The 20,487-nt window shown below is 63.0% G+C and carries 19 protein-coding genes; 7 read left to right on the top strand and 12 right to left on the bottom strand.

Annotation, left to right across the window (positions count from 1 at the left end; translation table 11 throughout):
• Positions 1 to 22 precede the first annotated feature (22 nt).
• Positions 23 to 3,064: an MMPL/RND family transporter gene (locus WFK36_RS08200; protein WP_006896188.1), complete on the top strand. Its 3,042-nt coding sequence runs from the start codon at positions 23 to 25 to the stop codon at positions 3,062 to 3,064.
• A gap of 38 nt (positions 3,065 to 3,102) precedes the next feature.
• On the opposite strand, the gene WFK36_RS08195 is transcribed toward WFK36_RS08200, so the two are convergent.
• Positions 3,103 to 4,326 (bottom strand): IS110 family RNA-guided transposase, encoded by a 1,224-nt coding sequence (locus WFK36_RS08195; protein ID WP_006896189.1) that lies wholly within the window; start codon positions 4,324 to 4,326, stop codon positions 3,103 to 3,105.
• Positions 4,327 to 4,563: 237 nt separating this feature from the next.
• On the opposite strand from WFK36_RS08195, the gene WFK36_RS08190 reads away from it, so the two are divergent.
• Positions 4,564 to 5,337 carry a metallophosphoesterase gene (locus tag WFK36_RS08190; RefSeq protein ID WP_066172638.1) on the top strand — a complete coding sequence of 258 codons (774 nt, stop codon included), beginning with the start codon at positions 4,564 to 4,566 and terminating at the stop codon, positions 5,335 to 5,337.
• Positions 5,338 to 5,348: 11 nt separating this feature from the next.
• Here the strand turns inward: WFK36_RS08190 and WFK36_RS08185 are convergent, their stop codons facing one another.
• From WFK36_RS08185 to WFK36_RS08175, 3 genes are read right to left on the bottom strand one after another with little or no spacing between them, the layout of a single operon-like run.
• Positions 5,349 to 6,812: a site-specific integrase gene (locus tag WFK36_RS08185; RefSeq protein ID WP_226995584.1), complete on the bottom strand. Its 1,464-nt coding sequence runs from the start codon at positions 6,810 to 6,812 to the stop codon at positions 5,349 to 5,351.
• Positions 6,813 to 6,829: 17 nt separating this feature from the next.
• The gene (locus tag WFK36_RS08180) at positions 6,830 to 7,195 is read right to left on the bottom strand and encodes a helix-turn-helix domain-containing protein (protein ID WP_062392913.1); all 366 of its coding nucleotides are present in this window, start codon (positions 7,193 to 7,195) and stop codon (positions 6,830 to 6,832) included.
• Positions 7,192 to 8,343: a tyrosine-type recombinase/integrase gene (locus tag WFK36_RS08175; protein WP_062392914.1), complete on the bottom strand. Its 1,152-nt coding sequence runs from the start codon at positions 8,341 to 8,343 to the stop codon at positions 7,192 to 7,194. Before WFK36_RS08175 ends, WFK36_RS08180 begins: the two co-directional genes overlap by 4 nt.
• Before the next feature lie 714 nt (positions 8,344 to 9,057).
• Here WFK36_RS08175 and WFK36_RS08170 point away from each other — a divergent pair.
• From WFK36_RS08170 to WFK36_RS08150, 5 genes are all read left to right on the top strand, one after another.
• On the top strand, positions 9,058 to 10,164 hold the full coding sequence (locus WFK36_RS08170) for a tyrosine-type recombinase/integrase (RefSeq protein ID WP_336791274.1): 1,107 nt from the start codon (positions 9,058 to 9,060) through the stop codon (positions 10,162 to 10,164).
• Positions 10,161 to 10,493, top strand: coding sequence for a helix-turn-helix domain-containing protein (locus tag WFK36_RS08165; protein ID WP_336791273.1), 333 nt, complete (start codon positions 10,161 to 10,163; stop codon positions 10,491 to 10,493). The genes WFK36_RS08170 and WFK36_RS08165 overlap by 4 nt, the downstream gene beginning before the upstream one ends.
• A gap of 385 nt (positions 10,494 to 10,878) precedes the next feature.
• The gene (locus WFK36_RS08160) at positions 10,879 to 12,006 is read left to right on the top strand and encodes a hypothetical protein (protein WP_336791272.1); all 1,128 of its coding nucleotides are present in this window, start codon (positions 10,879 to 10,881) and stop codon (positions 12,004 to 12,006) included.
• Positions 12,007 to 12,552: 546 nt separating this feature from the next.
• Positions 12,553 to 12,780, top strand: a complete 228-nt coding sequence (locus WFK36_RS08155) for a hypothetical protein (RefSeq protein ID WP_336791271.1) — start codon at positions 12,553 to 12,555, stop codon at positions 12,778 to 12,780.
• Positions 12,777 to 13,586 (top strand): cytochrome c biogenesis CcdA family protein, encoded by an 810-nt coding sequence (locus WFK36_RS08150; protein ID WP_336791270.1) that lies wholly within the window; start codon positions 12,777 to 12,779, stop codon positions 13,584 to 13,586. Before WFK36_RS08155 ends, WFK36_RS08150 begins: the two co-directional genes overlap by 4 nt.
• A 114-nt stretch (positions 13,587 to 13,700) precedes the next feature.
• Here WFK36_RS08150 and WFK36_RS08145 read toward each other — a convergent pair whose 3' ends face one another.
• The 8 genes from WFK36_RS08145 to WFK36_RS08110 all read right to left on the bottom strand — a co-directional run bounded on the left by WFK36_RS08145 (position 13,701) and on the right by WFK36_RS08110 (position 20,427).
• Positions 13,701 to 14,615, bottom strand: coding sequence for a M56 family metallopeptidase (locus WFK36_RS08145; protein WP_336791269.1), 915 nt, complete (start codon positions 14,613 to 14,615; stop codon positions 13,701 to 13,703).
• Positions 14,616 to 14,643: 28 nt separating this feature from the next.
• The gene (locus WFK36_RS08140) at positions 14,644 to 14,997 is read right to left on the bottom strand and encodes a BlaI/MecI/CopY family transcriptional regulator (protein WP_336791268.1); all 354 of its coding nucleotides are present in this window, start codon (positions 14,995 to 14,997) and stop codon (positions 14,644 to 14,646) included.
• A gap of 49 nt (positions 14,998 to 15,046) precedes the next feature.
• Positions 15,047 to 15,475, bottom strand: a complete 429-nt coding sequence (locus tag WFK36_RS08135; RefSeq protein WP_336791267.1) for a hypothetical protein — start codon at positions 15,473 to 15,475, stop codon at positions 15,047 to 15,049.
• 87 nt (positions 15,476 to 15,562) lie between these two features.
• On the bottom strand, positions 15,563 to 15,808 hold the full coding sequence (locus WFK36_RS08130) for a hypothetical protein (protein WP_336791266.1): 246 nt from the start codon (positions 15,806 to 15,808) through the stop codon (positions 15,563 to 15,565).
• Positions 15,809 to 15,845: 37 nt separating this feature from the next.
• The gene (locus WFK36_RS08125; RefSeq protein ID WP_419717485.1) at positions 15,846 to 16,778 is read right to left on the bottom strand and encodes a M23 family metallopeptidase; all 933 of its coding nucleotides are present in this window, start codon (positions 16,776 to 16,778) and stop codon (positions 15,846 to 15,848) included.
• A gap of 294 nt (positions 16,779 to 17,072) precedes the next feature.
• A complete protein-coding gene (locus WFK36_RS08120) occupies positions 17,073 to 18,290 on the bottom strand; it encodes a L,D-transpeptidase (protein WP_336791265.1) in 1,218 nt (405 codons plus the stop codon).
• A gap of 139 nt (positions 18,291 to 18,429) precedes the next feature.
• A complete protein-coding gene (locus WFK36_RS08115) occupies positions 18,430 to 19,917 on the bottom strand; it encodes a multicopper oxidase family protein (RefSeq protein WP_336791264.1) in 1,488 nt (495 codons plus the stop codon).
• A gap of 255 nt (positions 19,918 to 20,172) precedes the next feature.
• Positions 20,173 to 20,427, bottom strand: coding sequence for an SHOCT domain-containing protein (locus WFK36_RS08110; RefSeq protein ID WP_336791263.1), 255 nt, complete (start codon positions 20,425 to 20,427; stop codon positions 20,173 to 20,175).
• Positions 20,428 to 20,487 lie beyond the last annotated feature (60 nt).

Below are 20,487 nucleotides of genomic sequence, written 5' to 3'. Positions count from 1 at the left end.
GGTCGAGGGTGAGGTGCTGCGTATGGTGGTCCAACGTCCAAGTGGTGGGCGCTTGGCGGCGCGCCGGTTGGCGGAACGCAGCGAGTACAGCACGACATTGGGGCGGTTGGCACGGTTCACCTTGGCGCACAGATTCCTCGTCATCGGGGCGTGGGTGGCTGTGGGTATCGTCTTGGCGATACTGTTTCCCCAGCTGGAGACGGTGGTGCGGCAGCAGTCTGTTGATCCGATCCCTGCTGGGGTTCCATCGTTTCAAGCACTCGATCAGATGGGTGGTGCGTTCGGTGAGAAGGGCGCCAAGACCACTGTTTTCGTGACCATGGAGAACCCGAACGGGTTCACCGACGTGGCGCGGGAACGCTACGACATGCTCGTTCTGCAGTTGCGCGAAAATTTCGACGATGTGCAGTCAGTGCGGGATTTGCTCTCCGATCCGACGACGGCCGGCCAGGCCTTGAGTGAGGACGGGCAAGCCTGGTACTTGCCTGTCGGGGTCACCGGAACTTTGGGAGGGCCAACGGCCACGCATGCTGTGGAGACCGTGCGCCAAACCGCGCAGCGCGTGTTTGACGGTACGGACACCACTGTCCATGTCACCGGGCCGACGGCCACTTTCAGTGACCAGATCGTCAGTGCTGAAAGCGATTTAGTCGTGATCACTGTGGCGACGGTGGCGCTTATCGCGATCATTCTGTTGATCGTTTACCGATCGCTGTTCACCGCGCTGGTGCCGTTGTTGGTGATCGGTGTCAGCCTCGGCGTGGGCCGCGGGGTCTTGTCCGCACTCGGCGAACTCGGTATGCCGGTATCGCAGTTCACCGTCGCGTTCATGACCGTCATCCTGCTCGGAGCCGGGGTCGACTACTCAGTCTTTTTCATCAGTCGCTATCACGAACGGCTACGCCAGGACGCTACCACTGAGGTTGCGCTCGTGGACGCGACAGCAACTATCGGACGGGTCATCCTGGCTTCAGCTGCCACGGTGGCGCTGGCCTTTTTGGCGATGGTGTTTGGTCAGCTGAGCGTGTTCTCCACCTTGGGTCCGGCATGCGCGATCGCCATCCTCATCGGATTCCTCGCCACGGTCACCCTGCTACCACCGGTGTTGCTGTGGGCGGCGCGATTCGGCTGGGGCGCACCCAGACGAGATCTGACCCGAAAGTACTGGAATCGCGTCGCCGTGCTCGTCGTGCGGCGTCCTGTGCCTCTGCTGGCACTAACCCTGGTCGGGCTAATCGTGCTTAGCGTCTTCGCGATGGGCATCCAGATCACCTTCGACGATCGTGAGGGGCAGCCCGCGACAACCGACAGCAACGAAGGCTACGCGTTGCTCGACCGTCATTTCCCTCAAGACGTCACTATCACTGAGTTCCTCGTTGTAGATGCACCGATCGATCTCCGTACTGCCAGCGGGCTGGCCGATCTTGAGCAAATGGCCTCACGTGTATCCCAGATCCCCGGAGTGACTCGAGTCATCGGTGTTACCCGTCCCACCGGGGACAAGCTCGAGCAAGCCGAGCTGTCCTGGCAGAACGGTCAGATCGGGGACCGGCTGGCGGGTGCGGTCGACGATGGCCAGAACCGCCGAGGTGACCTCGAACAGCTCCGTACCGGCGCATTCCAACTCGCCGACGGGCTTACTCAGCTCGACACCCAGGTACGCACCAACTTGGCCCCCCTGGCCGGCATCCTCGATCAGGCAAGCACAGCAGGGCAGCAAATTCAGCAGTACCAGCCGATACTCCGCCAACTCGCCGCATCTGCACCAGCGCTCGATCGCGCTTCTCAGAATGCCCCACAGCTGGCCGCGCTCACCCGCCAAACATCTGCAGCCCTGGCAACAGTGACCTCGATCCTGCCCATCCTCGATAATGCGCCCTGGTGCACCCAAGTCCCGCAGTGCGCAGCTCTGCGCGCGCAGACCCGCAATCTCGACGCCCTACTGAGCAACGGGACCCTCGACCAGATCGCCACGCTGTCAACACAACTCGCGCAGCTGGATACACCGATCTCAACAGTCACCGACCAACTCACTTCCACCGTCAACTCACTGGGCTCCACGCTGGGAAGCATCAGCAGCCAAGACCTTCCCGGCAAGCTCACCCAACTGCAAACAGGTATCAGTCAACTCGCGGCGGGATCACGCCAACTCGCCGCCGGTGTATCCGCGCTGATCGACAGCAACCTTCAACAACTCGCCGGGATGGCCGCGCTAGCCACACAACTACAAACCTCCGCCCGCGAGACCGCCGGAACAAACTCAGCAACCGGCTTCTACCTCCCACCTCAGGCCAACGCAGACCGCCGTTTCGTCGACGTCGCTCGCCAGTTCGTCTCGCCCGACGGCCATACCGTGCGCTACGCAATACAAACCAGCTTCGACCCCTACAGCACCGAGGCCATGCAACTGGCCGACACAATCACCGATGTCGCACTCGCCGCCAGACCGAACACAACCCTGCAGGACTCCAACATCGCGATAGCCGGGTTCCCCGCCATCAACGCCGATCTGCAACGTCTACTCACCGAAGACTTCCGACTCCTAGCGTTGGCCACCCTCACCATCGTCGGCCTGATCCTGATACTCCTACTCCGAGCACTCATCGCGCCGCTATACCTTCTGGGCACCGTCATACTCAACTACACCGCGGCACTGGGTATCGGTGTCCTGATCTTTCAACACATCCTCAAAACCGATATCGCCTGGCCCGTACCACTACTGGCCTTCATAGTCCTCGTCGCGGTCGGCGCCGACTACAACATGCTTCTTATCTCTCGCCTACGCGAAGAATCCCAAAACAACATCCGCATCGGCGTCCTGAGAACCGTCACCAACACCGGATCAGTCATCACCTCGGCCGGCCTCATCTTCGCTGCCAGCATGTTCGGACTCATGGCCGGATCCATCTCGATCATGACCCAGGTCGGACTCATCATCGGCATCGGCCTGCTGCTCGACACCTTCATCGTCCGCACCATCGTTGTGCCGACCATCGCCACACTTGTCGGCAGAGCAAGCTGGTGGCCGAGTACCCGAACCGACACGCATCCAGTGTCCCGCTAGTACGCACGCACGTGCCGAGATCTGACCGGCCCCGCCAGTCATCCAGCCATCGCGCCCACCTCATCGACTGACACCCGCTCGACGGTCGGCCGCGGCAACCACACCCTACCGTCGCGGATCAGTGCCCAGACCACGTCAACCAGACGTCTAGCGAGAGCGATGAGAGCGTGGACGTGGGAACGCTTCTCGCGTCGTTTGCGCTGGTAGAACTCGCGGGACGGGCCGTCGCGTTGCGAGCTGTTGAGTGCGGCCATGTAGAACACCTTGCGAAGTCCTCTGTGGTAACGCTGGGGTCTACGCAAGGCTCCCCGGCGGTTACCGGAGTCGTGCGGTACCGGAGCAAGACCGGCGTAGGCGGCGAGTCTGGCGGGCGAGCCGAACGAAGTGAGGTCGCCGCCGGTGATCGCGACGAGCTCAGCGCCGCTTCGGGTGCCGATGCCTGGCACGGATTCGAGAATCCGTGCGTGACGGTGGCGGCGGAACACCTCGGTGATCTGCTTATCCAGGTCGGCGATCTGACGGGTCAGCATGACCAACGAGGTAGCCGCGTGTTGCACCAGTAGGGCTGTGGTCGCCTCGCCAGGCAGGGTGACGGTCTGCGCGGCCGCCGCGGCACGGGCTTTGTCGATCATCTTCGGGATCGTGGGTCGGCGGACGCCGTGACTGCGCAGGTGGTCGTAGATCTCGTCGTCAGAGACCGCAGCGATCGCAGATGGCGTGGCGAAGCGGGTGAGGAACGTTAGACCGGTCAGTGTCGAGTAGTCGAAACACCGTTCTAGTGCAGGGAAGATGCGGGTCAGCAGGCCGCGCAGGCGGTTGATGCCTCGCGTACGTTCAGCGACGAGGTCGTTGCGATGTCCGGTCAGCAGGTCGAGTTCGATCGCGACGTCGTCGGGCGCCGAGACGGTGGCGAGATCGCCACGTAGGCGGGCTGTCTGGGCGATCACGACCGCATCGCGGGCATCGGTCTTGCCCTCACCCGCGAACGCACCGGTCATGCTGTGCACGACCCGGCCGGGCACGTAGCGGATCTGCTGGCGCCGCGCAGCCAGCACACCCCTCAGCAGCGCCGATTCCGGTGCGGTCATGTCGATCGCCCACACCACGAATTTCATGTCGGCGACCCGGTCCATGAGCGCTTCGATCGCCGGTTGATCGTTGGGAAGCCGCCGAGACCACAGCACCGTTCCCGCCTCATCGACCGCGGCGGCGTGATGCGCATGCCGACCGACATCAATTCCTACCCAGATCTTTTCGTCCATACTGTCCTTCCGTGTGCGGTTGGCTCGTCAGGGTGGTTTCGCCGGCACACCTTTACACAGCGACAAGTTCGCGAACACATCTCAATCAGCGGCCGAAACGACCCGTCACGGTCCGGGGTGACCTTCCACGCCAAGCCACCAGCGACAACAGGTGATTGTCGAGCCACGCCCCGAACCGCGGACGAACGTCCGAGGCGACCGCCCCGGACGTACTCCAACGTAAAGGTGATTGTGGCGGTGGGCACCACGCTCTACGGCGTGGGTGAGGCCGCGTCGGTGCGGGTCAATCAGGAGTCGGTGACGTTGAAACGGCTGCCCGCCGAGTTCGACGGTCTACGCGTGGCCGTCGTCAGCGATTTGCACCTGGGACCCGCCCGCGGGGAGGCGTTCACACGCACGATCGTCGACATGGTCAACGCCGAGCGCCCCGACCTCATCGCGATCGTCGGTGACCTGTCAGACGAAACCATCGAGCATGTCGGATCAGACCTGCAGCCACTCGCTGATCTGCGAGCGCCGTTGGGTGTCTTCGGTGTCTCAGGCAACCACGAACAGATCTCCGACGACGTCGGCGCCTGGATGGACGAGTGGCGTTCGCTGGGTATCACCACCATCAACAACTCAAGCGTGGAGATCCGACGCGGGGCAGCCACCATCGATGTCGCTGGAGTGCATGACCTCAGCAATTCCGCCCCGTACGAACCCGACCTTGACGCCGCGGTCGCCGGTCGACCCGACGATCGATTCACCCTGCTACTGGCGCATCAACCCAACCACGTCCGGGAGGCAGCAGCCCACGACGTCGATCTCCAGGTATCCGGACACACGCACGGCGGGCAGATGTGGCCGCTGCGTTACGCCGCCGCTGCTGCCGCCGACACCGCAGTCACCGGACTCGACTTCTACAAGGACACCACCGTGTTCACCACCTATGGGGCCGGCGCCTGGGGACCGCCCGTCCGAGTGGGTGCGCCGCCTGAAATCGCCATCCTGCAGTTGCGCAGCGCCTGATCGACCGACAGTCATTGCTCGCGTTGGCCGTTTCGTGCTGCAACGTATGCGCCAAACTGACTCGATCCGCGGAGTGCATGATTGATCGCCGTCTGTGTGTGGATGCCGAGTGCGTCTGCAAGGACAGGAGGCGGTGAGGTCTGGGTGATGGTTTGCCAGGTACCGAGACGCGTTGTGAGCGAGGGAAATCCGAGTGCCTTGAGGCGGCGCCTCAGGTGACTTTCGTTGAGATGGTTCCCAGGCTGATAACCGGGGAAGACCCACACCGATTCGCTATGCGCGGCGGTCTGCCGGTTGGTTGTCGCCTCGGCGACCTCGGCGACGAGCCGATCCAATGGCGACTCCAATACGATTGGGTGCTTTCCGAGGGTGATGGTGCAGGTCTCCTCGCGGTTGATCTGATCCCATCGCAATGCGGCGACTTTGTGAGTGGGCTGCCCGAACACCACGATCAGCGCAGCGGCCAGGCGATCGCGCGGAGTCAGCGCGTCGTTGGCAAAGAGCCGTGTGAGTTGTTCGACTTGCATGGTTTCGGTCAGGGCTCGTGTCGTGCCGCGTTGGTGAGGCGCGATCGTCAGCGGGGGCAATCGATACGTGGCGACTACCCACGGGAGAAATCGGCTCAATAGCCGGTTGGTTTCGGTGCCGGACGCGACGAACGTATCGACCTGACTTTGATCGACGTCGGTGACCGATATCTGCAGCATGTCGAGGAAGTTGAGGAAGTCGATTGCAACGGTCACTCCCTGCTTGGCGGCGAGAAACGTTCCGTTGGTGCACTTGTCGTCGAATCGTCTTGACACATGCCACCGAATGTAGCTGCGGATCACGAGCTGATTGTCAGGGTTGGTGAGCGTCGCGAGCTTGCTGTCGGCCCACGCGGTGAACCTGGTCCGGAAATCCACTCGGGCGCCATCGATGCCGTGCTCATCGAGGAGGGCGCGAATGTGCACGGACGAACGGTTCACCGGTAGCGCTGCCAGCAGTCGCTGGTCCACAGTGTCGGCGGCGGCGATCTGTTGGAGCACGGCGCGAACAGTTGGGTTTCGCAGCCACGTGACCCCGCTGTTGGCGCGAGGCATCTGTTTAAGCGCAGCTGCGAGGCCGGCCAGTTGCGGATTGACGACACCGGTGTGCGGGTTGGTGAGGAGTTCGTCGACTTGATGGGCGAGCTCGCAGCGCCAGCAATGACCGCGACGGTAGAGCTCGGCCTCGGCTCCGCATTCGACGCAATCGACGTTGAGTTGGATGCCGCTACAGGTGCGGCACAGGTATTGGCCGGTCGGTGTGCGTCCCGGGACAATTCCTGAGTGTGCGCATTCAACACATTGCCCGACAACGCGTTTGGCTTGGTTGTAGCAATAGCAGCAGATTGGGGTGTCCTGCCACCACGCGGCGGTGAGATAGGCCTCACCGCATCGTTCGCACGGCTCGTACCGGTCAGGTTCGGGTGCGGGCTTCCGGCGTGCCATCATCTATCATCACCGCGGGCCTAGGTATCTCGTGGGCCGTCGTCGGAATCGACCACGCGAACGCGACGAACCCCGGGAGCCTTCTTCGGTCGGGCTTCTCCTGCCGGCAGAATGTCGGGTGCGGTTCCGGTTGCCCTACCTTGCATCACCACGACGGGCTCGAACAATTCGGCGGGGGAGCAGTCGAGGATGTCACACAGCGCGGCGAAGACCCGGCTGTTGATGCGTTCCGGTTTGCCCGTCATCAATCGGTACGCCTGAGGTTGAGAGAGAGTGATACCGCGGCTCCGAAGGAGGGTGACCAGTTCGGTCGACTTCCACAGATTGCGGTCGGCCATGAGTTTTCGCAGGTTCCAATGGAAATCGACGCGCTTCTGAACGTTCATGCCTGGTTGCTTTCGCCGTAGGGGACAGCCGCGGATGCGAGTCGCTCGCGGATCATGCGCTGCAGGGTCTTCTGTCGGTAGTCCGAACTCACCTGGGTGTAGAGCGCCGTGGTGGATGAATGCTCGTGGCCCACCTGTTGTTGCACGAACAGCGGATCGTAGCCGTCCTCGATCAAGTGCGTGACGTACGACCGGCGAAACCCGTGAAGCGACAGACCATCTGGCAAACCGGCACGTCGACGATGGCCTGTGAATCGAGTGGCGTACGAGTTCAAGGTCAACTGGTCACCGCGTTCTGACGGCCACAGCCAGGGCGAGTCCGCCGCATGTCCCATGAGTTGTCGGCATCCTTCTGCGCCCACCCACGCCTCAAACACATCCGGACCCCAGTCCATCAGGGGAACCGTCAAGACAGTACGTCGCTTGTGTGCGGAGCCACGCGACCCTTTGCCGTACCGGACGTAGACAGCACCAAAGGCCTTATATTGCGGCACATGTGGATTCGGTCCGAAGTCATGGATCTGCAGTCGTAGGAGTTCTTGACGACGAAGGCCGTAGCCGTAAGCAACCTTTGCGATGCAGGAATCGCGCAGCGTGGTCAGCCAGGCCTTGTTGTTCTTCGCGTAGAGACGCTCAACTTCGTCGTCGAAGTAGTCGAACAGGGTCTGAACTTCATTGCGGGAGAACGCTCTCCGTTCTGGCTCCGCCTCGTTGTCAGAGACATGGACCGGAAGATTGTAGGCGAAGCAGATCTGCGACGGGTATTCGCCGAAGACCTGGGCGCACAGGTCTGGCCACCGGTAGACCGGCTCGCAGAGAAAGCTACAGAAGCCCCTGACCACCATCAGATAGGCGCGAATGGTTGACTTGGCGGCCGTCCCGCCATTGCGTGCGTTCAGCGTGGTGACGTACTCGTCGACGTCCTGCGGCATCCATCGCCACGGGTAGTCGCCAGAGACTGCCTGAAAATCCTGAAGGACTCGCAGGTAGCCATAGATCGTGGATGCACCCAACGTGCGTGCCATCAGCGCCGATTTCCAACCCTCGAGCATCTCTGTCCAGATCTGCTCTTCGGGACGAAGCAACTCGGCGCCAGACGAGACGAGTCGTAACGGGGCGCTACCAGGCAGTGGGTGTTCACCACTCATAATCCAGCACCATACGCCTCTATTCATCCAATGAATAGAGTTTCGGCAAATATCAGTGGGGCAGACCCGCGCCGGCGCCGACAACGATTCGGGGCCACGCTGTATCGAGCAACCAGTAAGGAGGCAGTGGTCCATACATGCTGCAGAAGAACTGAATCCACTCAGACGTGCAGAATCGTCACAGTGACATATTGCGCGCTCGCGCCAGGTGATGTCAGACGGGAGACCCGGCGAACTCACGGTGCATCGCACCTCATCCCGCGACCTTTCCATGCATCAGATGAATTATCTTGTCATGTCTGCACGTAGATCGGACGGAACCGTGCAGCTGCGTCATGCCGCGGGAGGCGAACAATCCGCGTTCCCGCTGGTTCTGGCGTTTTACCAATGATCTCGAGTATTCACCTGTTTGCGAACTCGATAGATAACTGCGCCGATAAGATACATTATGTCAACTTGAATCTTGCGTATTGCATCAGATGAATCATCTCGGATCCCCCACGCCAGGTGGATCGTGTTTCATCTTAGAGTGTCGCGACCTGCGCTTACGTGCCTGTTCAGCCATGCCGAGCGCCGACAGCCGAGGCTAGCTGCAGTCACGCCGACCGCTGGCTTGATGGATTGCGGCACTCGATTGACCTGCGGGTATTGACGTACCGTCTCATCGGATGCATCATTGAATCATCAGATGAAACCAATTCTGTGGAGGTTCCAATGCAGATCGATGAGGTCGGCCGAGTGCATCTGGTCGAATCTGTGCCGCTTCTGCGGCCCGAAGAACGTGTCGTCGAGCTGATGCTCGACGGATGGCGGAACCAGCAGTTGTCCAGGAATCTGCAGTTCTCCACGATCGATCGGCGTGTGCGCTGTGTGCAGAGGTTCATTGAGCACTCGAACGAGGAGCCGTGGAACTGGACGCCGGTGATGGTTGAGGAGTTCTCTGCGGACCTTCGGTCGGTTCGTCACGTGACGCACTCGACGTTGCGTGGTTACCACAGTTCACTGCGGGCATTCTGTTCATACATCTGCAACCCCGACTACGGGTGGGACCGCGTCTGCGAGCATCTGTTCGACGCGTACCCGGCGCAGGTCTTTTCTGCTTGGAACACCGCGAGCCACGTCCAGGAGTACGACGGCCGGGCGAGCAAACGCCCGTACACCAAGGACGAGCTTCAGGCCTTGTTCGAGTACGCGGACGACGAGGTCGCTCGGGTCGGTGCGACTAGCAAGAAGGGCTGGCAGGCGGCCTATCGGGACGCCACGATGATGAAGGTCGCGTATGCCTACGGTTTGCGGTTCAACGAGCTTACTCACCTACAACTGGTGGACTTCGCCCGCAATCCTCATGCTCGCGAGTTCGGGAAGTTCGGGGTGTGCAAGGTCCGCTACGGCAAGGCGTTCCGCGGATCACCGCCGAAACCCCGGTCGGTGTTGACTGTGTGGCGGTGGACACCGCCGATCATCGAGGATTGGATCGCAAACGGGCGAGGCGATCCCGACAGCCTTGACCTGTTCTGCAGCGAACGAGGCGGTCTGGTGGTGGGGTCGACGCTCCTTCGTCGTGTACGCCGTTACTGCGTTGATCTCGGTATCCCGGACGGAGTGGATCTGCATTCGTTTCGGCGGTCGTACGCCACACATCTACTCGAGGATGGATGGGATCCCCGGTTTGTGCAGGACCAGATGGGACACGAGTACGCCTCGACGACGGGGATCTATCAGTTCACCTCGGACGAGTTTCGGCGGTCGACGTTGAGGTCGGTGTTGGACCGGACGGTGAGACAGGCATTGGACAGCACGACGAAGGGCACTCCCGAATGAAACGCAAGGTCGATTACACGTGGCGGCTGGCGGAATTGATGGCTGCGCGCGGAATGAACACGACCACGGACTTGATCCCCTTGCTCGCCGAACGCGACATCACGTTGTCCCGCCCCCAGGTCTATCGGCTGGTCAACCAGCGACCTGAGCGGGTGTCGTTGCAGTTGATGTCGGCATTGTGCGACATCTTCGGGTGCGGCCCAGACGCCCTTCTCACAGTCACCGCAGTCAATGCTCGCGAGCACCACCGAGCCGCCAATGCCGGCCCGAACGTTGTGCGGTTGGACCGCGCGGTGCGTCCGCGGCGGGCCAACATTCTCGACGAGTAGCAGCCACGGACAGTGAGGTGAGTACAGGATGGAACCTGACGGCCTAGTCCCCTATCGGCCGGTACGCGGCCGGCCACGACAGACGTATGGAGCGTGGATGTGCGATCGTTGCGGTAGGTCGACCACGCGGACGCAGGCGCACTGGCCTGAAGGCAGAATCTGCTTCACCTGCTGGTTCACCGCAATCCACACTCACGGGACGTGCCCAGTATGCGGCGCCGAACGGCTCCTTCCGGGCCCGCCTCTCCCCGACGGCACACCAGTGTGCGGACCGTGTGCGGGTATCGTCGACGACTTTCGGTGTAGCCGCTGTGGCGAGGAGTCCGGTCACCACCGTGGGACGATCTGCGCTCGCTGCGCGGTACGTGACGACCTGCACGAGATCATGGGTGGGCCGCCGTCGGACCCGGTTCTCGTTGGCCTGGTCGACGCCCTCTGCGCCGCCAAGCGGCCCGAGTCGACGCTGATCTGGAAACGGTCACCGAAAGTCCAGGAGCTGCTGCGCGGGCTAGGGACCGGCACGATTGCCGCCACGCACGAGGGTTTGGACACCAAGCCCAGTCGAGCGGCTGAGCATCTGCGGAATGTCATGGAGCACCACGGCCTCCTACCACCTCGAGATCGGTGGCTGCCACGTTTCGAACAGTGGATCCACGACAAGCTCATCGATCTACCTGCTGAGGTCGCCAGGCCCGCTCGCCACTTCGCGACATGGCACCATCTGCGGCGGATTCGCGCGATCGCCGACACCGGCGGCGATACCCAACCGTCCGTGCGATCGGCCAAACAAGAGATCACCGAAACCGTCAAGTTCCTGAGCTGGCTGTGGACCACCTACGGGCGCACAATCGAGACCTGCACGCAGCGCGACGTCGACCAATGGATCGCAACAGGACCAACGACGCGACACACCATCCGAACGTTCCTGGTCGTGTGCAAACGAGACAGGCTCAACGCCGCCGTGCAGCTCGGCCACCGGGCTCCGAAGACGTCGCCATCGCTGACGCAAGAGCAGAGGATCGCCTGGATCAGGGAACTACTCACCGGCGAGAGTGAAACGCTCCCCTACAGGGTCGCAGGCGTCCTCATTCTGCTCTACGCGCAGCCACTGAAAAGCATTGTCCGACTGCAGACATCATCGATCGTCGACGGCAATCCGATGGTGATCACGTTCGGCAAACACCCTGTCGATGTGCCGGAACCATTCGCTCAACTTGTCCGTGACCTGCTCTCCCATCGCACGAACCTACGCACCAGCGGACACGGCAACCCATGGCTGTTCCCCGGCACGCACGCCGGAGATCACCTTCATCCGGACACGATCATGCACCGCCTGCGCCTGATCGGCATGAGTAACCTCGGTGCCCGCAACAGCGCACTCGACGACCTCGTCCTCGAGTGTCCTCCCCCGATCGTCGCCGACGCTCTCGGCTACAGCCACCAGGTCGCGTTCCTTCACGCCGAACGTTCCGGCGAAACATGGGCGCGCTACGCGGGCCGGCGAATCCGCTAACCGGTAGGAGGCGAGTTCGGGGCCAATGTGTTTTCGTTCGTCGAGCTCACTGGTGGCGCTGGGGATCACGAGTGCACCAGTGTGACGATGACGATGACGAGTCAGACGGTGCGTAGCGTGGGACCAGAACCGCCAGAAGATCAGCAGTGCGGCGAGGGAGGTGATGGTGATCGCGGTCGGGTTGGGGGTGCCCCAGTCGGGGATGTCCATGTGGACTGGTCCCCAGGTGACCGATACGGCCCACCGGTTGGCGCTAAGCACGGTCAAATGTGCTGAACCGCAAGAACGTGGATTGCCGCTGCAACTGAATTGGACGACCCCATGGCCAACTTCGTGGTCAGTAACCGCGGTGGCGTGCACCACTCTCTCCAATTACTAAAGTAGATAGTACTACAATCCTTAGTAGATGGAGGTGGTTGCGTGCGACCCGGACACGTATTCCAAAACAGGCGCGACAACACCGAAAGGGCACTCGGTTGCACGCGTCGCCGACGCCGACGCGTGCTGCGGCCGCAGTGCATAGGGATCCAGTGTCGTGATTCGCGCTTGACCTCACAAGATGTCACCACCGCCCCTTGGGCCCCCGATCGGTCGATCGTCGACCACGGCGGTGCCATCCACGCAGCCCTCGGAGTCCCCGTGGGCGTCGTCCCGATCGCTCTGGTACTAGACCGGCGGCACCGACCAGCGACGCTGTTCCTTCGGGCGATCGCCGTGCTCGAATTGCGTGCCGCCTATATGACGTTGGCCGAGGAGAAGGCGGCGCCGAAGTGAATCAGCTATCCCTGGCGGATCTGGGTTCGACGTTCGCGGCCACGGTCACCAGTGGCCCTCTGCTGCTGGGCTTGGGTGTCGCGGCGCTGGTCGGGATCATTTCTTTCGCCTCTCCGTGCGTGGTGCCTCTGGTGCCGGGCTACTTGTCGTATCTGGCAGGGCTGGTTGGTGCCGAAGCTCCCGCCGTCCAGGTCGGCGAGGGCCCTAAGTCCGGCCGCTGGCGGGTGGTTGCTGCAGCAGGGTTGTTCGTCCTCGGCTTCACGCTCGTCTACGTCCTGGCCACGGTGGCACTGTTCGGTGCGACGTCGGTCTTCCTTGATCAGGACCGCCTGGCAGTGATGCAACGCGTCGGCGGGGTCGTGACCATTGTGATGGGCTTGGTGTTCGTCGGCGTGGTTCCGTTCTTCCGGCGCGAACACCGTATGACGCCTCACCGCCATACGGGTATAGTCGGCGCTCCGCTGCTGGGGGCCGTGTTCGCCATCGGGTGGATCCCGTGCAGTAGCGCCACTCTCGGTGCCGTCATTGGGCTAGCGATCAGCACGAACGGCGACACGCCGTTCCGCGGTGCCCTGATGGTTATCGCGTACTGCTTCGGCCTCGGTGTCCCGTTCGTGGTCCTGGCGTTCTCATCGGCATGGGCTGTCCGCAGCCTCGGCTTCCTCCGCCGCCACGCCCGCATCATCCAGATCGTCGGGGGCGTGCTGCTGGTCGGTGTCGGCGTGATGTTGGTGACGGGCTTGTGGAGCGTGTTCGTGGATTGGGTTCGGGTGGCGCTGATCAGCGATGTCGTCCTTCCCGTGTGACCGGGCATCAAGCAGCGTCCGATCCCTGCCTGACGGCGTCCGTCGGCGTGCGGACTCTCGATCACGATCGATGAGGATAGGCCGGGCGAGCACGGGCAGGGACTCCCGGCGAGGTCAGGCCGGGCAGGCGGCCAGAAAAAGGGTAGCGAGACCCGCGAAGAACAGCACCATTGGGAGCATCGCGGCCGCGGTTGGACCAGCGTAGGACGAACTTCGCGACGGGCGCGTGCCGTGAGCGGCGGAACTGCCCAGTCGATGCAATCGCAGTTCGACGCAATCACGAGCGATCCCCAGAGCGCCCGCCGGCGCAGTCGGGTGAACGTTGGTGATCGCGCGAACGACGGCGTCGTCGCCGTGCTCGTGCGCGGCGTGTGCGTCGGCGTCGAACTCGACCAGGGCGCGCACGATGGGACTGGCCTGCCGAGTCAGTGGTAGCCACGGCACAGAATACGAGAGACAGTCGGCAACGCGGACGAACAAATGGTGGTGACCATGGACGTGCGCCTGCTCGTGCGCCATCACTGCCGACAACGCCGCCGGGTCTAGTCGCTGCCGCAGCCCTTCGCTGGCCACGATCAGGCCCTGGGTCCGTCCGGGCGTGCTGTAGGCCAGAGGTGTGCTCGTCGGCAGCCACAGCGGCGACCGTGCACCCGTCGGGTTCAGTAACCGCGCCAGCAGTGCGTGGTGCGCCCCGATCTCGAGGTCCCGGCGACGGGCCGTCCGCCAGAACGTCGCAGCCCGCCACCCGGACACGGCTAGGACGAGGGCGAACACGCCTGGCCCGGCGAACAACTCAAGGGTGCGACTGGCCGCACTGTCGAGCCCGTTCAGGCAGGTTTGCAGCACCCCACCTACGACGCTCGCGTGGCCGGGAATGGCGACGATGGCTCCCGAGCTCGCAGCGGCGACGAACACGCTAGCGGTCAACGCCGCCCACACCCGCAGCAGGGTCCTGGCTGTGACGCGATTACGCGCGATCAGGGCGTCGAGGACCCGGTCGCCAGCCAGAGCCGCAGCTAGCGCACTCACGCCCAACAGGGCCGCCGTGACCACCGCGTCAGTCCCGTTCCCGCAGGCCCTGAGCGATTGCTGCGCTTTCCTCGTCGGAGGCGTGCCGCACGAAATGCAGCAGCGCGTCAGACGGGTCTCCGGCGTCAGCCAACACCGCGCGCAATGCATCGCTGACGGTCTGCTCGCGCGACTTGAGCGGGTGATACCAAAAGGCTCTGCCGCGGCGATCGCGTCCCAGCCAGCCCTTCTGGTACAGGTTGTCCGTCACCGTCATCACGGTCGTATATGCAGGTTCGCGCTCCACGTCCAGCCCTTCGAGCACGTCGCGGACGCACTTGTCCGTGTCATCGCGCCAGAAGACCTCCATAATGCGCGCCTCCAGCTCGCCCAGACCGTGCATCGCACACCCTTTCCTTCACACCACCGTACTGAGCACGGGAGCATCCCAATCAGACCGCGACCGCGCACAGCCGCTCGCCCTGCAGCCGTCGCTGTAGCGCCCAACCCAACAATGCCACGGAAACAAATGCGAGGATTGGTTGCAGCGGAGCCCAAACAGTCAATGCTCCACCCACGCCGACAACCGCGACCACAACCTTGTTACACACCGGACATCCGACAGCCAACGCCGAGCCGACGGTGGCCCAGAGCTTCTTCTCCACTCGCGGTACCGTGCGGGCTTGAATGTAGGTGGCCGAGATCAGGCCGCCCAATACAGCAGTAGCCAGCCAAGTCGGGTAGTTCCACCACACGGTCGGCGTCATTCGTGAATACCACGGTGTATGGATCAGGCCGGACGGAATGCCGATGGCCAACGCGATGACGACGGCCATGACTGCCGCCACCACCCAGCGGACCAGTGACCACTCACGCAGCATCGCAACCCCTTCTCGCATCGGTTAACATCTCCGTCGCGGACCACGTGTACGACCCGCTTCCGCAGGCCAGCGGTGGCGGTCGTCTGATCACCGCGAACCGTCGCGGTCGGCAATCAATCGCCGCAGCAGCGCACGCGCAGCGAGCGCCACGACCGCTGCCGCCAGTGCCGCCCACACCCAATGCCCGGTCGGCGGCCAGTCGAGTCGATGCGGGTGCGGGCGCCCTCGCGAGTCGACGGTCTCGGCATAGAGCAATATCATTGCGCCACTGAGGCCTGCGGCGAGAATGCCGACCATCACGCCGAGTCGACGACTGACCATCGTCTGTGTCACTGCCAACCACCCCTCATCTACTAAGCAACATAGTAGGTCACGGTCGTCGGTCGCGCACCTGCTCTCGCGCAAGGATTGGCGCGTCCGAAGGAGCCGCAGGTGGCGGCTGCGACGCTTCGGTGGAGATCGTGACGCCGCGGGCCTGCAGCCACGGCAGAGGGTCGATCGCCGTTCCTGCCGGGTCGGCAACCTCGAAGTGCACGTGCGGCCCGCTCGATACCCCGCGGCTGCCGACTGTGCCGATCTGCTGACTCACGCGGACACGGTCGCCAATGTTGACTGAGTTCTGGTCGTTGTGACCGTATGTCGTAACAGTGCCATCAGCGTGACGGATGCGAATCCACAGGCCGAACCCCTCAGCAGGCCCTGAGTTGATGACCTCGCCGTCCTCTACCGCGAGGATCGGCGCTCCCAGTCTGTTGCCAATATCGATACCCTGATGACCGCGACCGTCACCGAACGTAGAGGTCAGAAACCCCCCGGGGGTAGGGGCGACCGCACGCTGCCCAGGGGCGGGGAGAATCCCGTCCGGGGTGGCCCGGTCGGTGGACCCCCCATGAACGATCGACGGGTCGTGCGGCGCGACGGCGGCAGCGAGAGTCGCCAGCAGTCGTCCGACGGGGAACGCGTCCAGGACCAACGGCACTTGCCCACCAAAGGCCGCACCAGCAGCCGCGAAGCACCCCAGAGCCCCAACCTGATCGCCCGCGGCGGGACCGGCATCAGCAGACACGGTCAGACACGAGGTCACCGCGGCCATCGGAGCCAGCAGCGTTTCCAATCCGTCAGGTCCAGCTACGGCGCGGACGCTGTCTTGGACAATGTTCGCGAGCTCGCCGACGACATGACCATCAACACCATTTGCGGCCTCAGCGGTGGCCGACGCTGGACTCAGCGACCCCACCGCAACGGCCCCGGCCAGCCCGAGGCAGACAAGTGCGGTCCTCACCCAATACCGCACGTGATGCATGGGCGTTGCCAGTGGCGCCCCAGCAGAGGTGAGCCCGAGATGGTCTTCATTCATGAACGCCACTATGACACCCGAGCCACACCAGCACCACCAGCACCAAAACGGACATTCAGTAGGATGGGAGTTGGGTGAGTTGCGCAACCTTGGGCAGATAATCTGCAGTTCAGGGCCGTCGAGAGACCGGTCTTGACAAGGTGTTCAACACCGCCTGCGGCGCGGGAGCGACCTACTAAGCAACTTAGTAGATTGTTGCGGGAGTGAGATCTGTTCGTGATCGTCTCGCGGGAGTTCCGATCAGGCCAACGCACTGCCCGCGCGCCATTGATCCCAGGGCACCCCCCAGTCGCCGTTCTGCCAGACCTCCAGTGGCGTCCCGCCGGTGTTGCGGACTTCGACAACGTCCCCCGGGATCGAGAACTGGTAGAACCAGCGGGCGTTGGCACCGTTGAGGTTGAGGCAGCCGTGCGACAGATTCGTGTTGCCTTGCGCCCAGACAGTCTCGTCCAGTTGATGCAGATAGACGCCGTCGGTGCTTATCTTCGTGGCGTAGGCGATCGTCTGCTTGTAGCCGAGCCTGGAGTTGACCGGTAGACCGTAGGTAGACGAGTCCATGACGACCGGATTCGCCTTTTCCAGCACTGTGTAGACGCCACGCTGAGTCCAGAAGCTGATCTCGGTGCCCCCGACGACCTCAGTGCCACCCATCCCCATCGAAGTCGGCATCGTACGGACGAGGTCGCCGTTCTCGTACACCTTGACCTGCTTGGTGCGATCGTCGGCGATCGCTACGTGCGAGTCACCGATCGTGAAAGTCGCCTCGGCATCTTCTTGACCGTAGAGGCCGCCGCCGAGCTCGGCGCCGTAGATTCGCGCCTCAACGGTGACCTTCGTTCCGGGTCGGTAGTACTCGCGCGGTCGCCAATGGGCATTCCGGTCGTCGAGCCAGTACCAGGAGCCCTCCACTGCGGGCGTAGTGCGAACCGACAGACGACGCTCGGCTGCGGCGCGGTCGCCGATCGGCTCGTCGAAGTGAGCAACGATGACGATTCCGACTCCGTAGTTCCGCCTGGTCGACAGCGGCGTGCCGCCGGTCGTCTGTAGGGTGACGCCGACTTGTTTGTCGGGGGTGAGCGTGGTGAACGACCCCGTGCGGGAGGCTAGCTGTCCGTCGCCGCCGCGAGCAGTGGCGACGACGGTGTACGTCCGGCCATAGCCAAGTGGTTCACCGACCTTCCAGGAGGAGCGGTCGGGTGTCATTATGCCGACTACGGGCAGCCCGTCATCGTTGACGAGCATCACGTTCTCCAGGGTGCCGCCGCGAACAGTGGCCGTGACCGGGGCGAGGGGGTCGACTCCGCGCGCGCCGTCGTCGGGGGTGAGCTCTATCGACGGCGCAGCCGACGCAACCGACGGATCGACCGACGACTTCGGGGACGCCTGCGAACAACCCGCGATTGTCAGGACGGCAGCGAGAAGGAGGGCGGAGGTACCGCCTCTAGTGAATTTGACCATGGGGTAAGACCTCTCGTGTGCACAGAACGCGCGGAGGGGCGAAACCACCCCATCTACTAAGGAGCTTAGTAGATGGGGTGGTCGAGGTGGCGAGGTCGGCCTGCGACGTACCGGCCGAGATACAGCCGGGCTGATACGTCTACGTGTATCGGAGCGTGGTCATCATGCCGGTCTCCATGTGATAGATGTTGTGGCAGTGTAGGGCCCAGGCGCCCGGGTTGTCGGCGTCGAGGTCGACGTTGACACTGCCCATCGGGCGAATCAGAACCGTGTCCTTACGCAAGCCCGAGCGGTCGGGCAGTGACCAGGTGTGGCCGTGGATGTGCATCGGATGCACCATCATCGTCGAGTTCGTGATCTGCATTCGCAGGCGCTGACCCGGCCGAACAGTCAACGGCGTGTCCTGGCCATATTTCTTGCCGTTGATCCCCCAGGCATACGGCGACATCTGCCCATTCAGAGTGACTTTGAGCGTGGCGTCAGGATCGCGGTCAGGCAATCGTGCCGATTCTGCGGCGGCGAGATCGTCGGCGCCGAGAAGTACTGGCCCGTCAAGTTCACGTGGGTGGATAGTGCTCGACGGGGCCTGTCCGGAAGCCGTCCGCAGTAGCGCCAAGGCTTGACCGCTCTTGCCTTCGGCTGCCGCGACAAGCGGGAACACGCCATCTCCGGCTGTGATGGTCACGTCGTAGCGCTCGCCCATCGCAATGTATAGAGCGCCCGCCTCCCTGTCGTTGACCCGATGTCCGTCGCTGTGGGTCACCGTCATCGTGTGACCGGCCAGCGCGACCTTGAAGACCGTGTCCGATGCCGCGTTGATCAGTCTCACCCGTACTCGCTGCTTCGGTCGACAGCGAAACTCAGTCGGTGCCTGCGGAACCCTACCGTTGATGAGGTAGTGCCGGTAGCTGACGTCCCCGGCGTCGCCTAGCGACGAGTAGCCATGGTTCATTCCCGGCATTGATGAGTGGTCCATTCCGCCCATGCCGGAGTTCAATGCTCCGGACTTGGCCTGAAAGTCGGCCAGAATCTGGTCAGGACTCCTGCCGACGCCGTCGGTCCAGTCATCGAGGACCACGATCCATTCCGCGTCGTAGTCGCCAGCGTCGGCCGCGTCATCGATGATGATCGGCGCATACAGACCTCGGTCGAGCTGTGCCCCGACGTGCGGGTGGAAGAAGTGCGTCCCAGCATCCGGGGCCGTGAATGCGTACACGAACCGGTTTCCTGGCTCGATCGCCTGCTGCGTGAGGTCCGGGACACCGTCGGCCTCGTTGCGAAGCCGGATGCCGTGCCAGTGAACGGTCGTCGGCGCAGGAAGTCGATTGTCGACAGCGACTCGCAAGAAGTCGCCCGCATTTGCGCGGATCGGCCGACCTGGAACTTCGTCACCGTACGCCCACGTATTCGCGATGATGCCCGCACCGAGATCGATCGCCGTCTGTCGGGCCGTCAAGGACGCCTCCACCACCTTCTGCCCTGGCTTCGGCGACGCCTGCAGGGGCGGCCCCGGCAATAATGACGCCTGCGGGCGCTGAGCGCGGTCCGGGCCGCACGCGCCGAGTACACCGACGCCCAGCGCCGCGACCCCTCCAATGAGCACCGACCGCCTCGAAACCTCAACCATCCTGATCAGCCTTTCTTGTCCGCGCACGATCCGCGAACGTGTAATAGGAAGACCTACCCCAGGGTGGTCTCCAATTGGCTGCGTGGCGACCCTTCATGGACGATCTTGAGGAAGCCTTGAACTGATGCTAACGAAACGAATGGACGCGGCGTCGTGGCGGAAAGTCAAGCACCGCCGCGATGGTCCCGGCTCACTGCTAGCTGTATCAATGGTCATGATCACAGGCCGCCGACACCTGTGGAGACGGGGCGGGTCTCACCAGTTCGGGGGGCCATGAGGATCGTCGCGAATCAGGCGAACCATCCGCGTGTATTCCAAGTCAGAGATTTCCCCCCGCACTAAACGCTGCCCCAGAATGGATTCGGGGTCCTGGGCTGATGAGCTTCGTATCGACGAACGGATAGCCAGCGCGATCCCGACCATGGCCACCACCCCGATTGCGATCGTTGCGAGCAACATCCAACCGTGCCCGAAAGTGCCCATATGGTCGCCACTGTAGGACGTCATCATCGCTACACCTCACTCGCCCGTTGCCCCCAATAATACGCCCGCTGACCGTGATGGGTCACG

Source organism: Gordonia malaquae (assembly GCF_037148075.1).
GTDB classification, from domain to species: domain Bacteria; phylum Actinomycetota; class Actinomycetes; order Mycobacteriales; family Mycobacteriaceae; genus Gordonia; species Gordonia malaquae.
Note: the sequence above shows the minus strand (reverse complement) of the source record. Positions and strands in the feature narration are given on the sequence as shown.